The sequence below is a fragment of the Microvirga sp. VF16 genome (assembly GCF_016864375.1).
In the GTDB taxonomy this organism is placed as follows: domain Bacteria; phylum Pseudomonadota; class Alphaproteobacteria; order Rhizobiales; family Beijerinckiaceae; genus Microvirga.
In genome coordinates, this window is sequence record NZ_CP069354.1 from 3,409,876 (window position 1) to 3,423,662 (window position 13,787).

The 13,787-nt window shown below is 60.5% G+C and carries 14 protein-coding genes; 12 read left to right on the top strand and 2 right to left on the bottom strand.

The features are described from left to right. The first annotated feature begins 486 nt into the window (after positions 1-486). Genes JO965_RS15880 through yut form a run of 8 tightly spaced genes read left to right on the top strand, consistent with a single transcriptional unit; the run spans position 487 to position 7,043 of the window. Positions 487-789 carry an urease subunit gamma gene (locus JO965_RS15880; RefSeq protein ID WP_203439832.1) on the top strand — a complete coding sequence of 101 codons (303 nt, stop codon included), beginning with the start codon at positions 487-489 and terminating at the stop codon, positions 787-789. Positions 790-822: 33 nt separating this feature from the next. Further along, on the top strand, positions 823-1,272 hold the full coding sequence (locus tag JO965_RS15885; protein ID WP_203439833.1) for an urease subunit beta: 450 nt from the start codon (positions 823-825) through the stop codon (positions 1,270-1,272). 51 nt (positions 1,273-1,323) lie between these two features. Further along, positions 1,324-3,045 (top strand): urease subunit alpha, encoded by a 1,722-nt coding sequence (locus tag JO965_RS15890; protein ID WP_203439834.1) that lies wholly within the window; start codon positions 1,324-1,326, stop codon positions 3,043-3,045. 12 nt (positions 3,046-3,057) lie between these two features. Next, complete coding sequence (gene ureE / locus JO965_RS15895) at positions 3,058-3,660, top strand: urease accessory protein UreE (protein ID WP_203439835.1); 603 nt, start codon at positions 3,058-3,060, stop codon at positions 3,658-3,660. After that, positions 3,608-4,363, top strand: a complete 756-nt coding sequence (locus tag JO965_RS15900) for an urease accessory protein UreF (RefSeq protein WP_246776581.1) — start codon at positions 3,608-3,610, stop codon at positions 4,361-4,363. The genes ureE and JO965_RS15900 overlap by 53 nt, the downstream gene beginning before the upstream one ends. A gap of 12 nt (positions 4,364-4,375) precedes the next feature. Continuing rightward, positions 4,376-5,020: an urease accessory protein UreG gene (ureG, locus tag JO965_RS15905; RefSeq protein WP_203439836.1), complete on the top strand. Its 645-nt coding sequence runs from the start codon at positions 4,376-4,378 to the stop codon at positions 5,018-5,020. Further along, complete coding sequence (locus tag JO965_RS15910; protein ID WP_203439837.1) at positions 5,017-5,967, top strand: urease accessory protein UreD; 951 nt, start codon at positions 5,017-5,019, stop codon at positions 5,965-5,967. The genes ureG and JO965_RS15910 overlap by 4 nt, the downstream gene beginning before the upstream one ends. Positions 5,968-6,026: 59 nt before the next feature. Next, positions 6,027-7,043 (top strand): urea transporter, encoded by a 1,017-nt coding sequence (gene yut / locus JO965_RS15915; protein WP_203439838.1) that lies wholly within the window; start codon positions 6,027-6,029, stop codon positions 7,041-7,043. Here yut and JO965_RS15920 read toward each other — a convergent pair. Then, positions 7,005-7,601, bottom strand: coding sequence for a universal stress protein (locus JO965_RS15920; protein ID WP_246776582.1), 597 nt, complete (start codon positions 7,599-7,601; stop codon positions 7,005-7,007). The genes yut and JO965_RS15920 overlap by 39 nt on opposite strands. Before the next feature lie 263 nt (positions 7,602-7,864). On the opposite strand from JO965_RS15920, the gene JO965_RS15925 reads away from it, so the two are divergent. The 4 genes from JO965_RS15925 (at position 7,865) to JO965_RS15940 (ending at position 12,201) form a co-directional block, all read left to right on the top strand. Continuing rightward, positions 7,865-8,287, top strand: coding sequence for an ester cyclase (locus tag JO965_RS15925; protein WP_203439839.1), 423 nt, complete (start codon positions 7,865-7,867; stop codon positions 8,285-8,287). A 571-nt stretch (positions 8,288-8,858) separates the two neighbouring features. Continuing rightward, on the top strand, positions 8,859-10,151 hold the full coding sequence (locus tag JO965_RS15930) for a M4 family metallopeptidase (RefSeq protein WP_203439840.1): 1,293 nt from the start codon (positions 8,859-8,861) through the stop codon (positions 10,149-10,151). Between the two features lie 39 nt (positions 10,152-10,190). Continuing rightward, a complete protein-coding gene (locus JO965_RS15935; protein WP_203439841.1) occupies positions 10,191-10,493 on the top strand; it encodes a protealysin inhibitor emfourin in 303 nt (100 codons plus the stop codon). Positions 10,494-10,830: 337 nt separating this feature from the next. Further along, on the top strand, positions 10,831-12,201 hold the full coding sequence (locus tag JO965_RS15940; protein WP_203439842.1) for an IS1182 family transposase: 1,371 nt from the start codon (positions 10,831-10,833) through the stop codon (positions 12,199-12,201). A gap of 154 nt (positions 12,202-12,355) precedes the next feature. Here the strand turns inward: JO965_RS15940 and JO965_RS15945 are convergent, their stop codons facing one another. Continuing rightward, complete coding sequence (locus JO965_RS15945; protein ID WP_203439843.1) at positions 12,356-13,786, bottom strand: NAD(P)(+) transhydrogenase (Re/Si-specific) subunit beta; 1,431 nt, start codon at positions 13,784-13,786, stop codon at positions 12,356-12,358. Between the last annotated feature and the right edge of the window lies 1 nt (position 13,787).

The following is a 13,787-nucleotide window of genomic DNA, read 5'->3' on the forward strand; positions in this document are numbered from 1 at the left end:
CAAAAGACAGTGAATGGGCAAAGCCTTGGCGGTGCGATTGTCCCCTCTCACGATGCCTCTGACTATCGGGGTAAACCCTCAAATTCTACGGCAGGACTACGGACGCGGGCGAGCGCAAACGGCGCTCTGCATTGAACCGTGATCTGCCGACATGTCGTTTCGCTTGGGCAGGGCCACTGGAGCTCCCGACAATAGGGCAGATTTTTCAACTCGCCTCAGGGTTTTCTCGGGATAAATCCAAGGTTAGTCCCGATAGACGTGTGCCTCGCACTTGATATTCTCATGAGCAGCAATGCCCCGCTTTTCGCCGCGAGGAGGATCTCTTATGGCTCAATTGATGCCCATTGAGTTCCGCTACCCAACCGAGTCCGACCGTGCATTGACGCAACTGACCCGATTTAGGGGTCGATGACAGGCTCCATCGGCCAGCAGGACGCAGTCGCCGCGATTCGATTGTTGTCTTGAGTCCAGGAACTGGAGGCAGCGATGCAACTTACTCCGCGCGAGTTCGACAAGCTACTCATCTATATGATGGCCGATGTAGCGTTGAAACGGAAAGCCAAGGGCCTGAAGCTCAATTATCCCGAAGCCGTCGCTGTCATATCCGCGGTCGCCCTCGACGGTGCCCGAGCCGGTAAGACGATCGAGGATGTGACCAAGGACGCCAGTGTGGCGCTGACCGTAGACGACGTCATGGACGGCGTCGCCGATCTCATCCCGATGGTGCAGATCGAAGCCATCTTTACCGACGGGAGCCGGCTCGTAACCGTGCACAGGCCAATTCAGTAAGACAGGAAGTTCGTCCAACGAGGAGGTGGCAGGATGGGTGGCCCGAAGATAGGACCGGCAGTCGCCGCCGATGTAGACCCGGCTTCATTCGATGTACCAGTCGGCGGCTACGTTTGCGGCCCGGCACCAATCACCTTTGATGACGACAGGTCGGTAACGACGCTCAAGGTACGCAATACCGGCGACCGTCCCATCCAGGTCGGGTCGCATTTCCACTTTTTCGAGGTCAATCCTGCCCTGGAGTTCGACCGAACTGCGGCCTTCGGTTTGCACCTCAATATTCCATCATCCACGGCGACACGCTTTGAACCCGGTGATGAACGCGAAGTGCAACTCGTCCCTTATGGCGGCAAGCAGGCCGTCTATGGGTTCAATAACCTTGTCGACGGACCGACGGACGGTAAGGACTCTGCCAAACGCAAGTCAAAGGCTGTGGCACTTGCGGAGAAACGGGGCTTCCGTTCGTCATCGCGACAGTCCTGAAGCAGTTTATCGGTCAAGATCTCGCGTCGATCCGCTTGCCTGGAGGCACCCATGCCAACCATCTCGCGACAAGAGTATGTCGGCCTTTTCGGCCCCACAACCGGTGATCGCATCCGCTTGGGCGATACGGGCCTGTTCGTCGAAATCGAACGGGACCTCCGTGGCGGCTACGGCGACGAGATCGTTTTCGGCGGCGGCAAGAGCATGCGTGAAGGCATGGGGATAGACAACCAGGTGACGCGGCCCGGCGGGGCTCCCGATCTGGTGATCACTAACGTGACCATCATTGATGCAGTCCTCGGCGTGGTGAAGGCCGATGTGGGCGTGAAGGACGGCCGCATCTGCGCCATCGGCAAGTCCGGCAATCCCCAGACGATGGACCGGATTACTCCTGGCCTCGAGATTGGTCTCGCTACCGACGCAATCTCCGGGTCGCATCTGATCCTGACGGCGGGTGGCATCGACTCGCACATTCATTTCATTTCCCCACAGCAGGCGCACGCGGCGCTCTCGAACGGAACCACAACATTGATAGGTGGCGGCACGGGCCCCTCGGACGGCTCAAATGCCACGACGGTCACGTCTGGACCGGGGAATATAACGATGATGCTGCGCGCCTTCGAGAACTGGCCGATCAACGTCGGCATTCTCGGCAAGGGCCACGGGCATGGCAAGGCCGCGCTGGTCGAACAGATCGAGGCCGGTGCCGTCGGCTTCAAGTGCCACGAGGACTGGGGCACGACCCCAGCAGTGCTGCGTTCCGCCCTCACCGTCGCTGACGACATGGACATCCAGGTCTGCATCCACACCGACACGCTCAATGAATCCGGGTTCGTCGATGACTCGATTGCGGCATTCGAGGGCCGCGCCGTACATTCCTTCCATACCGAAGGATCGGGCGGCGGCCATGCCCCGGACATCATCAAGATCGCTGGCCTTCCCAACGTTCTGCCGTCCTCGACGAACCCGACGCTTCCCTACGGGATCAACTCCCAGGCAGAGCTCTACGACATGATCATGGTGTGCCACCACCTCAGCCCTGACATCCCGTCCGACGTGGCGTTCACCGAGAGCCGAATCCGTGCCGAGACCATCGCGGCGGAGAACGTGCTGCAGGACATGGGCGTGATCTCGATGTTTTCGAGCGATTCCCAGGCAATGGGCCGGATCGGCGAGGTCTGGCTGCGGTGCATTCAGGCGGCGGATGGGATGAAAACCCAGCGCGGCAAACTGCCAGAGGATGCTCCAGGCAACGACAACTTTCGGGTCCTGCGCTATGTCGCGAAGGTCACGATCAATCCAGCCATTACCCATGGCATCGCCGACATGCTCGGCTCCGTTGAGGTCGGCAAGGTCGCGGATCTCGTCCTATGGGAGCCTGCATTCTTCGGGGCGAAGCCGAAGATGATCATCAAGGGCGGGTTTATCAGCTGGTCGGTCATGGGCGATCCGAACGCGTCCCTGCCGACGCCGCAGCCCGTCTATTATCGGCCGATGTTCGGCGCCTACGGCAATGCTCTGGCTGAGACCTGCATCACCTTCGTGTCCGGCGCGGCCCATGCCGCCGGGATCAAGGAGCGGCTTGGACTGCGGCGGCAGGTTCATCCGATCAAGAATGTGCGCAAGATCGGCAAACGCGACATGCTTCGCAATACCGGCACCCCGAACATCGAAGTGAACCCGGAGACATTCGCCGTCACTGTCGACGGCAAGCATGCGACGGTGCCGCCCCTAAAAACGATCTCTCTGAACCAAAAATACTTCTTCAGTTGATGGGATTGTCACATGGTCATCATTGAAGCCGTTCTAGGCAACATCAGCGACCCGGACTGGGCTGCGCGGCTGGCGGAGGTCGAGGTTGATGTTCTGCATCTCGATCAATGGGAGGCGCAGAAGAGCCGTTTCCGGAAGAACACCAAGATGGGTGTCGAGCTGGCGGTTTCGCTGAACCGCGGCACCAATATCCGCGACGGGGATGTGCTGCTCTGGGATCCCAAAGCGCCTGCGGCGGTCATCGCGCGGATTGAGTTGCGTGAGGTCATGATCGTGCATTTGGACGAACTGATGCGTGTTTCTCCCGAGGAGGCAATGCGGACTTGCATCGAACTCGGTCACGCCATGGGAAACCAGCATTGGCCGGCCCTCGTCAAGGGCAGTGTCGTCTATGTGCCGCTGACCGTCGACCGCAAGGTAATGGCCTCCGTTATGAAGACGCACGCCTTTGAGCATATCAACTACGAATTTACGCCAGGAACAGAAGTCATCACGTATCTTACACCGCACGAGTCGCGCCGGCTTTTCGGCGGCGCAGAGGGTCCAGTTCACAGCCACGCCCATGAACACCTACAATCCGCACATACCAGCCAAATGCACCGTCACGGGCACTAGCGCTGTCGAGGCAGAGAGCCGGGCAGAGTCCCTCGTGCGGTTATTGCAGTTTGGCGACTCGATGTTTCCCATTGGGGGCTTTTCATTCTCGTCGGGTTTGGAGTCGGCTGTCCAGAAGGGGGTTGTCACAAACGCGACGACGCTACATGAATTCACGCGCACCGCGGTCGAGCAGGCCGCGCGTGGTGACGGAATCGCTTTGATTGCCGCCCACCGTGCAGCAACTGCCAGCGATGTCGGCGAGCTCATGCGAATCGATGAGATGGTATACGTCCGCAAGCTCTCGGAAGAGACCCGTGCCATGTCGGTTCGCATGGGCAAGAAGTTCACGGAAATGGGTGTGCATGTCCTCGGAGCTCCGCTGCTTCGCACATGGCAGGATTGCATCCGAAAGACCCTCAGCCCGGGATGCTACCCCGTTGCATTGGCAATCAACTTTGCTGTCCAGAATCTGCCTGAGCGACATGCTTTCGCCGCACATCAGTATGGTGCCGCGGCGCCAATTCTCGGCGCTGCATTGCGGCTGATGAAGGTCAGCCACGTCGATACGCAGAAAATTCTTTATGACCTGAGCGGGCAGATAGAAGCGTCCTACGAGCGAGCCGCCACAGCACGCCTGTCCGACATGTCCGGCTATGCGCCACTTACGGAAATCCTGGCTGCAGTTCACACCAAGGCGCATGTGCGTCTTTTCATGAATTGAGTGGAGTGGTGAATGACAAAGAAAATCACCCGAATTGGCATCGGTGGTCCCGTCGGATCCGGGAAGACTGCAATCGTGGAAGCGATTACCCCGCGGTTGCTCGATCGTGGCATCAGCATTCTAATTATTACCAACGATGTGGTGACGACCGAGGATGCCAAGCACGTGCAGCGCTCTCTGAAGGGCGTTCTATTGCAGGAACGTATCCTCGGGGTAGAGACCGGCGCCTGCCCCCATACGGCCGTACGCGAGGATCCAAGTATGAATCTCGCGGCCGTCGAGGACATGGAGGAGCGGTTCCCGGACAGCGATGTGATGTTGATCGAAAGTGGCGGTGATAATCTGACGCTCACCTTTTCGCCGGCGCTCGTCGATTATTTCATTTATGTCATCGACGTTGCCGCGGGTGATAAGATTCCACGGAAGAACGGACCAGGGATCACACACTCCGATATCCTTATCATCAACAAGATCGACCTCGCGCCCTATGTCGGCGCGAGTCTTGAGGTCATGCGTGAGGATTCGCAGCTGATGCGGGGCAGCAAGCCATTTCTGTTCACCAACTGCAAGACCGGCGAAGGCATTCCGGAACTGGTCGAACTGATCGAGCGGGAGTTCCTGTTTGACATCAAGCTAGAAGAGAGGAAATCCGCATGAAGCCGGCGGGCTCGCCTCCGTGGGCCGTGGCTGAAGCACTTGGCGCATCCATTCCGGAACTGGCGGCGTATCAGGATGAACCGCCCCAGATGAGGAGCGGGACAGTCGGCAAGACCGGATTCCTGCGACTCGGCTTTGAGACCCGCGGGAGCCGTACCATTCTGGCGAACCTCGAGCGCCGTGCTCCATACATGGCGCAGCGCGCTCTGTATTGTGATCAGGAAATGCCATTCCTACCCTACGTTTTCCTGATCACCACGACGGGCTGTCTTCTTCAGGGAGACCGGCTTGCGCTTGACATAGACCTCGGCCCCGGTGCGCAGGCGCACGTTACATCGCAATCGGCAACCAAGATCCATGGGATGGACGCCAATTATGCGGCTCAGATCCAGACCATCACTCTTGCCGAGCAAGCATACCTCGAGTTCCTCCCCGATCCGATTATCCCGCATCGCCATGCGCGCTTCATCAGCCACACTCAGATCTGTGTGGCCCCATCGGCCACTTTGCTTCTGGCGGAGATCCTGCAGCCCGGTCGGAAGTATCATCATCCCGACGAATGCTTCGGCGCAACCGTGGTCTCATTCTCCACTGCCGCGGTGCGTCCTGAGGGCCGCACTCTGTTTACGGAAAAGCTCATGATCGAGCCTCAGCGATTTGCGATGCGGCAGACAGGTGTAATGGGTTCTTTCGACGTGTTCGGCAATGTGATCCTATGTACGCCCGCGGACAAGGCAGAGCGCATCCTGGAGCGGGCAGAGGCCGACGTTCAACTGGCAGATGCCATGGCCTTTGGAGCGTGCCGGCTGCCGAATGACGCTGGTCTGATCTACAAGGTACTCGGACGTGACACGGCGCAGGTAAAGGCAAAGGTGCGGGAGTTTTGGGGAATCGTGCGCAAGGAGGTCACCGGCGCCGACCTTCCGCCTCCGTTCCTGTGGCGATGAGGCGATTGGCCTTGCAGCTGATCTCCCCTTTGGGGATCAGCGGTTTCGTGGAGGTAGCAATGCAGAAGCTTCTGGCAAGCTGGGAGAGCCTGTGCATGTCCTCCGGCCTCTTGCGATTTGCTGACATCAATTTGCGTGGCATCGGTCAGGTGATGCTGCAGGACAATCCACTGACCGGCTTGCTCTTCCTCGTTGCGATCGGCTGGGGCTCGTACACGGCCGGTGTTCCCCATGTGGCACTTGCGGGTTTGTTGGCAGTTGTTGTTGCAACCTTGACGGCATACTGGCTGCACCTCGACCAAGCGTCTCTCAACGCTGGTCTATACGGATACAATGGTGTCCTTGTCGGGCTCGCGTTAGCAACGTTTCTTGCACCTGGACCACTTCTCTGGGCATACGTGGTGCTGGGGGCAGCTGTCTCGGTCGTTGCAATGTGCGGGATCGCCACTGCTCTGAAGCCCTGGGGCGTCTCGGCACTGACTTTTCCGTTCGTTGTCGTGACGTGGCTCCTCCTATTGGCCACCTATGGCTTCTCCGGGCTCACGGCCACATCGCTTCCGACTGGCAGCGTTGTCGCTCCATTCCAGCCCTATCAAGCAAGCCCTCTTCACCTGATAGACCTCACAGGGGGAGTTCTCCAGAGCATTTCACAGGTCTTCTTGAAGGCCAGCGGCGTGGCTGCGCTGATCTTGCTCATTGGGCTCGCGGTGAATTCGCTTGCCGCGGCTGCGTTCGCTCTAGCGGGTGCAATAATCGCGGTTGCCACAGCCCATCTTTTTGGCGCCGAGAGCGATTTGATTACCGGCGGCCTCCTGGGTTTCAGCCCAGTCCTGACGGCCATTACACTCGGAACCGTCTTCTATCGGCCGAGCGGGCGCGTCGCTGTGTACACGGCGGTGGGTACTGTATTTACAGTCATCGCACAGTCTGCCCTGAACGTCGCTTTGATGCCTTTCGCCATCCCGGCTCTCACCGCGCCTTTCGTGCTTGTGACGTGGCTGTTCTTCCTTCCGCGGAACTGGGTTGAGTCAAGTTCATCAACGATCTCCGATGCCGTCGACGCCAGCTCGCCTTAACGCGTGCTTTGACTTCTGCTCCTCTGTCGGAGTGGTATGGTTTGGCCGTTTCGCTGGGCGGCGGCCCAGGACCTCCTCGGCCACGCTCCCCAGGAGCGCCTTGGCGATGCCCGAGCGGCCGTGCGTCCCCATGATCAGGACATCGGACTTCAGTTGCGCCACAACCCTGGCGATCACCGCGAACGGCGCCCCCTCCTCGATGCGCATCGACCGCCCGGGTGCATCGAGCCCGTTCGCGTCCAGGAACGCGGTCAGCTCCTTGCTGGCCCGGTCACGCTCGTCGGCCACATACCCGTCAATGCTGTCCTGGCTGAGCCCGGCATAGACCAGCTTTCCTTTCGCCAGCGGCTCGAAGGCATGGACGAGCGCAAGCCGGGTCGCGCCGGGCAATCCCAGGGACATGCCAACCCTGATGGCATTCGCGGACGGGTCGGACATGTCGACGGCGGCCAGGGCCGTCCGGTAGGGCTGCTCCACCTCCCGATTCACCATCAGGACCGGGACCGGACCCGTCAGGAACTTCAACCAATGCGAGCGGAAAAGCGACGCTACCGCCAATGCGGAAATTCAGCGTACTTCCGGAACATGCCAGTTGCGGCCCTTCCGCCCCAGTGATGACCCATGCATTTGGGGAAATTCCGCGCTATCATGCGGGCATAGTCGACCTGCGGAAAACGTGGCACTCGTCACTTGCTCGAGGAGATGCGCCATGAGCATCGCGCCACTCACCTCCCGTCCGGACAGCACTCGCCGGCCATCCCAGCGCGTGTTGGACGACTGCACGGGCCAGTCGATCTTCAGCACCCGGAGGAGCAAGGACCATGGCGGGAGACCAGCACGAGGCGTTGATCCGCGCCTACATCGACGAGGTCTTCAACGGGCACCGTGTGGACGCTCTGGAAAAGTACTGGGATGACGATCTGACATCGCACTGGCTGGGCATGGAGACGATCCATGGTCTGCCTGCCTGGCGCGCAGCGATGGAAAGCTTCTTCGCCGCTTTTCCGGACGCCGTCTACACCCTGGACGACATATTCTTCGGCGGCGACCGGGGCGTCTGGCGTGGCCACTGGCAGGCGACCCAGCAGGGCGAATGGCAAGGGATCGCCGCGTCCGGCCGCAACGTGACGTGGACCGTCATCATCATCGGCCGCTTCGCCGGCGGCAAGCTGAAAGAGGACTGGGTCGAGCTGGACCGGCTCGGCCTCTTCCAGCAGCTCGGATGCATTCCGACCGGGTCGTAGGGGCCTGTCGCAAACTCGTGGCGTTTACCGCGCGTCGCGGATGCGGGCCGCATTTGCGCCTCCGAACCGGAGGTGACCCATGTCGGCTCTCAAGCTCCGAAGCGGACCAAGCTTTTACGTCTCAGGAGTGCCACAACCGGACTTTCACTCATGCTTGTGGCCTTTAGCCTGACGATTGTCGCCGCGTGGCCAAATGGCTACGGCGGACAAAGGACTGCACCAGCGCCAATTCCCTGTCACTCTTGTCGCTTGCGGCGAGACAATCATCCTTTGCGGAGGCCTCTAAGATCCTGAAACAGCGTACACCCATATCAGCGACCAATCTCTCTTCCACTCCGAAGCAGCTTTACAAGTCAAGCAATGAAACTGCCCATCAACCTTCGGGTTGCGACCTGGCGAAAGCTCTGAAGCTGGGTTGGCTAAGGCGTCGTGAAGTCCGAGTATCCTTACCCGCCAAGAATGATATACTTCAAAAATACACCGCGTGCCCGCCGTCGTTGCTGAGCGAACAAGAGGATTTGCGTGTCGCGGACGAAAAGTCTGTATATCGGGTTCGAGCTGGAGGTTTTATATGATCCAGACCTGCCGCTGCCTCAACTGCATTATTCCTCCACACCTGCTTCGTAAACTTCTCGAGAGCGACAACAAAGAGGTCCGCCAAGCCGCTCTCAACACTCTCCTGGGTACAGCCAGATTACGAGGCCAACGGTCACTGCGGGCTACCTTCGGGATTGGCCTTTCGGCTGCTCCCACAGATGGCCGTCGGAGCATCTTCGATTGTCAGAACAGCAATTGGCTTCCTGGCGCTGTCCTGGTCCGCACAGAGCAAGGTGAGGAGTCTGCCGACATCTCCGTCAATCGCGCATTCGATGGTTTGGGAGCCACCCGGGAATTTTATCGCGAGGTGCTCGACCGCAATTCCATTGACGACCAGGGAATGCGTCTCGACGGATATGTCCACTACGGCGCGGGCTATAACAACGCGTTCTGGGACGGGCAGCAGATGGTGTTCGGAGATGGGGACGGAGTCATGTTCACAGACTTCACCAGCTCCCTTGATGTGATCGGCCATGAGCTCACTCATGGGGTGACCGAACACGTAGCTGGACTGGAATACCATAAGCAATCCGGGGCACTTAACGAGTCGATGTCGGACGTATTCGGGTCATTGGTGAAACAGTGGTCGCTCGGGCAAACGGCGGAACAGGCCGACTGGCTCATCGGAGCGGAAGTGTTCACTCCCGGCATTGAAGCAGACGCCCTGCGATCCATGAAGGCGCCGGGCACCGCCTATGATAACGAGACCTTCGGCAAGGATCCGCAGCCGGACCACATGAGCAAGTTCGTCCATTTGCCCGATACTGAGGAAGGCGATTATGGCGGCGTCCATATCAACTCCGGCATCCCCAACAAGGCATTCTACCTTACGGCCACGGCGATCGGGGGATATGCCTGGGAGGCGCCTGCTCTGATCTGGTACGAGGCACTGAAAGCCTCCGGCCCGACAACCGAGTTCCAGGAATTTGCCGACAAAACGTATCTCATGGCTGGTGAGTTATACGGGACAGACAGCATGGAGCAGCAGGCCGTGCTGGCTGGATGGCGAGAAGTGGGGATCCGGATCAGCGGTCTGCCGGTGAGACCCCGTCGGGGCCGGGGCCGTGCGATCATCGCGAGCGCAGGTGCAGGCCATGAAGGAGACACGCTGACCGCCCTCGCCCGACAGATCGAGGCGGTGTCCAGTCAGGTGACTGCACTGGCCAAGGAGGTCAGCACTCTGAAGGGGAAGCGGATGCCAACAGAGCCAGGGTTGTCGTCATCGCGCCCAGGCAACTCCAGATCCCCTCGTTCAGCAAACTCCTGACTGCTGCTTCGGAGACCCCTGATAGGCGCGAGACTTGAGATGAAGGTCAGTTTGGCAAAACATGGTGGGCAGGCGGCCGGGATACTTCTTGGCCGTCCTCCTCGGGTCCTGGATACCAGCACACTGCCGCCAACAGCCGCAGAGGAAATTTCCAGACTGATCGAGGCTGCAACAGCCGCATCGCCGGCCGAAGAGGATGGCCCTGGGCGTGCCCGCGATGCTATGAGCTACACGATCACGGTGGAGGACGGCGACCGTCAAACCGTTCTCAAGTGTTCAGATACCAACATATCTCATGCTTTAGCGGACCTCCTGGTTTTGCTCGAGCGACACCTGAAATGAAGTGATTTCGTCACCCTGAGTCGCGCGATCGCGCACGAGTTTCCGATCCCGATGTCTACCGCCGCTAGTTAGAAGTCACGGTCCGGAATGCATCGCCTATTCCGGGCCGCTGCTGAAGCAGCAACATCACTGAGTTCGCTGACAAGGTCTCCCTAGGGTCAAAGAGTAACGAACCGCACATGGAATGAAAGTCTGCTTGAAATGAATGTCTGCTTGCCGCCCGCGTGAGCAGACCAAAGCCCTACTTCCCCCTTGTGCCGATTTCGTTGAAAAAGTCCTCGTGATCGGCGGCGGATCATGATTCCCTGTTGGAGCATTCTCAGCAGGGGATCGAGCCATGATGGGCGAGCGTCTCGTGATGCAGGAGAGCCTGTTCTATGAGTTTCGGCTCGAGGATCACATCCCGTCCGATCACCTGCTGAGGCGCGTCGACCGCTTTGTCGACTGCTCTGGGCTGCGCCAGCGTCTGGCGAGCTTCTACAGCACCACCGGCCGGCCCTCGGTTGATCCCGAGCTGATGATCCGCATGCTGCTGATCGGCTACTGCCTCGGCATCCGCTCCGAGCGACGCCTGTGCGAGGAAGTCCACCTCAACCTTGCCTACCGCTGGTTCTGCCGTCTTGGGCTGGAGGGCAAGGTGCCGGATCACTCCACCTTCTCCAAGAACCGGCACGGGCGCTTTCGCGAGAGCGATCTGTTCCGTCACCTGTTCGAGGCGGTGGTGCAGCGCTGCCTGGACGAGGGGCTGGTGAGTGGCGAGGGCTTTGCGGTCGATGCCAGCCTGATCCAGGCTGATGCCAACAAACAGCGCTCTCTGCCCGGTGCCGAATGGGTCGCGCTGGACCACCTGCAGGATGCTCCGCGGGCCGTGCGCGAGTATCTTGCCACCCTCGATGAGGCCGCCTGGGGTGCGGCGACAGAGGTTGAGCCGAAGTTCGTCTCGCCTTCTGATCCAGCGGCTCAGTGGACCGGAGCACTGCGCGGCCCGGCGTTCTTTGCCTATGCCGACAACTACCTCATCGACCTCAAGTCAGCCGTGATCGTGGATGTCGAAGCCAGCCGTGCTGTACGGCAAGCCGAGGTGGGAGCTGCCCGCACCATGCTGGAGCGCACGGCTGAGCGCTTTGGCCTCAAGCCCGAGCGGCTGGCGGGTGACAGTGCCTATGGCTCGGCCGAGATGCTGCACTGGCTCGTGGACGAACAGAAGATCGAGCCGCATGTACCCGTCATCGACAAGTCGACCCGTGAGGACGGCACCTTCTCACGATCTGACTTCACGTATGATCCGGAAACGGACACCTACACCTGTCCTGAGGGCAAGACGCTGACGACCAGCGGCCGGATTGTGAACGAGGGCACGACGCGCATTTACCTGGGCAGCACGTTCGATTGTGGTCCTTGTCATCTCAAGGAGAAGTGCTGTCCCAAGACGCCGGCGCGCAAGATCCCGCGCAGCATCTATGAGTACGCAAGAGAGGTCGCCCGAGCGCTGGCCAGCACGCCGGCCTATGAGAGGTCGCGTCAGGGTCGCAAGCGCATCGAGATGTTGTTTGCCCATCTCAAGCGGATCCTGAAGATGGGACGTCTGCGTCTGAGAGGTCCGTGCGGGGCCCAGGATGAGTTCCTGCTGGCCGCAACGGCTCAGAACCTGAGAAAGCTCGCCAAACTGGTCACGTTATCAGGGCCTCAGATGACCCAAGAGGCCTGAGAAGGTCCGAAAGACACACCCCACCTCAGACCCAACTTAAGCAAAGCAAGCATCGTTGCCGTCTCAGCCGACCTAAGCACCGACTTTGTCAACGCAATCTGCCAGGAGGAGACCTTTACGGCTCACTGTTGGCGCCGCCCATTCCCAAGAGTTTTTATATGGCCTGCACCAGCAGATCGATGCTGGCTTTGGCATCGCCGTAGAACATGCGGGTGTTGTGCTTGTAGAACAGCGGGTTCTCGATGCCGGAATAGCCGGTGCCCTGGCCGCGCTTCGACACGAACACCTGCTTGGCCTTCCACACCTCCAGCACCGGCATGCCGGCGATCGGGCTGTTCGGATCCTCCTGCGCGGCCGGGTTGACGATGTCGTTCGAGCCAATGACGATCACCACATCCGTCTCTGAGAAGTCCGCGTTGATCTCGTCCATCTCGAGCACGATGTCGTAGGGCACCTTGGCCTCGGCCAGGAGCACGTTCATGTGCCCCGGCAGGCGCCCGGCGACGGGGTGGATGGCAAAGCGCACGTCCTTGCCCTTGGCGCGCAGGCGGCGGGTCAGCTCCGACACCGATTGCTGCGCCTGGGCCACCGCCATGCCGTAGCCCGGCACGATCACGACGCTGTCGGCCTCCTCCAGGGCGGTCGCCACCCCATCGGCAGCGATGGCGATCTGCTCGCCGGCAATCGCCATGACGGGTCCCGTCGTAGCCCCGAAGCCGCCGAGGATCACGCTGATGAAGGAGCGGTTCATCGCCGTGCACATGATGTAGCTCAGGATCGCACCGGACGAGCCGACGAGCGCCCCGGTGACGATCAAGAGGTCGTTGCCGAGCGTGAAGCCGATCGCCGCGGCGGCCCAGCCCGAGTAGGAGTTGAGCATCGACACCACCACCGGCATGTCGGCGCCGCCAATGCCTAAGATCAGGTGGTAGCCGATGAAGAACGCCAGCAGGGTCATCGCCACCAGCGCCCAGATGCCGGCACCATTGACGTACAGCACCAGCAGGACGAGCGAAGCCAGGGCAGCCGCGGCATTGAGCCCATGGCCGCCCGGCAGCTTTTTGGCCTTGCCGTCGACCTTGCCGGCGAGCTTGCCGAACGCGATCACCGAGCCGGTGAACGTCACCGCGCCGATGAACACGCCGAGAAAGACCTCGACCTTCAGGATCGCGATCTCCACGCCGCTCTTGTGCGCCAGCACCCCGGCAAAGCCAGTCAGCGCCTGGCGCGCGGCCTCGTCGAGCGCCAGCACGCGGGTGAGCTCGAGATCGGCGTTGACGCCGATGAACACAGCGGCGAGACCGACGAAGGAGTGTAGCGCCGCCACCAGCTGCGGCATCGCGGTCATCGCGACCTTCTTGGCCACAACCCAGCCGAGGGCCGAGCCGATCACCAGCATGGCGGCAATGACGGCATAGTTGCCGACGCCGGGGCCGAACACGGTCGCGCCGACGGCGAGCGCCATGCCGGCGATGCCGTACCAGACGGCGCGCTTGGCGCTCTCCTGGCCCGACAGGCCGCCGAGCGCCAGGATGAACAGGATGGCGGCCGCCACAGAGGCGGCGGAGACAAGTCCAAAGCTCATC

What these genes read in the sequence shown, in the direction of transcription:
- JO965_RS15935 (WP_203439841.1), top strand. Translation starts at nt 10,191, where the DNA reads ATGAAGGTCAGTTTGGCAAAACATGGTGGGCAGGCGGCCGGGATACTT.
- JO965_RS15880 (WP_203439832.1), top strand. Translation starts at nt 487, where the DNA reads ATGCAACTTACTCCGCGCGAGTTCGACAAGCTACTCATCTATATGATG.
- JO965_RS15925 (WP_203439839.1), top strand. Translation starts at nt 7,865, where the DNA reads ATGGCGGGAGACCAGCACGAGGCGTTGATCCGCGCCTACATCGACGAG.
- JO965_RS15940 (WP_203439842.1), top strand. Translation starts at nt 10,831, where the DNA reads ATGATGGGCGAGCGTCTCGTGATGCAGGAGAGCCTGTTCTATGAGTTT.
- JO965_RS15885 (WP_203439833.1), top strand. Translation starts at nt 823, where the DNA reads ATGGGTGGCCCGAAGATAGGACCGGCAGTCGCCGCCGATGTAGACCCG.
- JO965_RS15910 (WP_203439837.1), top strand. Translation starts at nt 5,017, where the DNA reads ATGAAGCCGGCGGGCTCGCCTCCGTGGGCCGTGGCTGAAGCACTTGGC.
- JO965_RS15900 (WP_246776581.1), top strand. Translation starts at nt 3,608, where the DNA reads ATGAACACCTACAATCCGCACATACCAGCCAAATGCACCGTCACGGGC.
- yut (WP_203439838.1), top strand. Translation starts at nt 6,027, where the DNA reads ATGCAGAAGCTTCTGGCAAGCTGGGAGAGCCTGTGCATGTCCTCCGGC.
- ureG (WP_203439836.1), top strand. Translation starts at nt 4,376, where the DNA reads ATGACAAAGAAAATCACCCGAATTGGCATCGGTGGTCCCGTCGGATCC.
- JO965_RS15890 (WP_203439834.1), top strand. Translation starts at nt 1,324, where the DNA reads ATGCCAACCATCTCGCGACAAGAGTATGTCGGCCTTTTCGGCCCCACA.
- JO965_RS15930 (WP_203439840.1), top strand. Translation starts at nt 8,859, where the DNA reads ATGATCCAGACCTGCCGCTGCCTCAACTGCATTATTCCTCCACACCTG.
- JO965_RS15945 (WP_203439843.1), bottom strand. Translation starts at nt 13,786, where the DNA reads ATGAGCTTTGGACTTGTCTCCGCCGCCTCTGTGGCGGCCGCCATCCTG.
- ureE (WP_203439835.1), top strand. Translation starts at nt 3,058, where the DNA reads ATGGTCATCATTGAAGCCGTTCTAGGCAACATCAGCGACCCGGACTGG.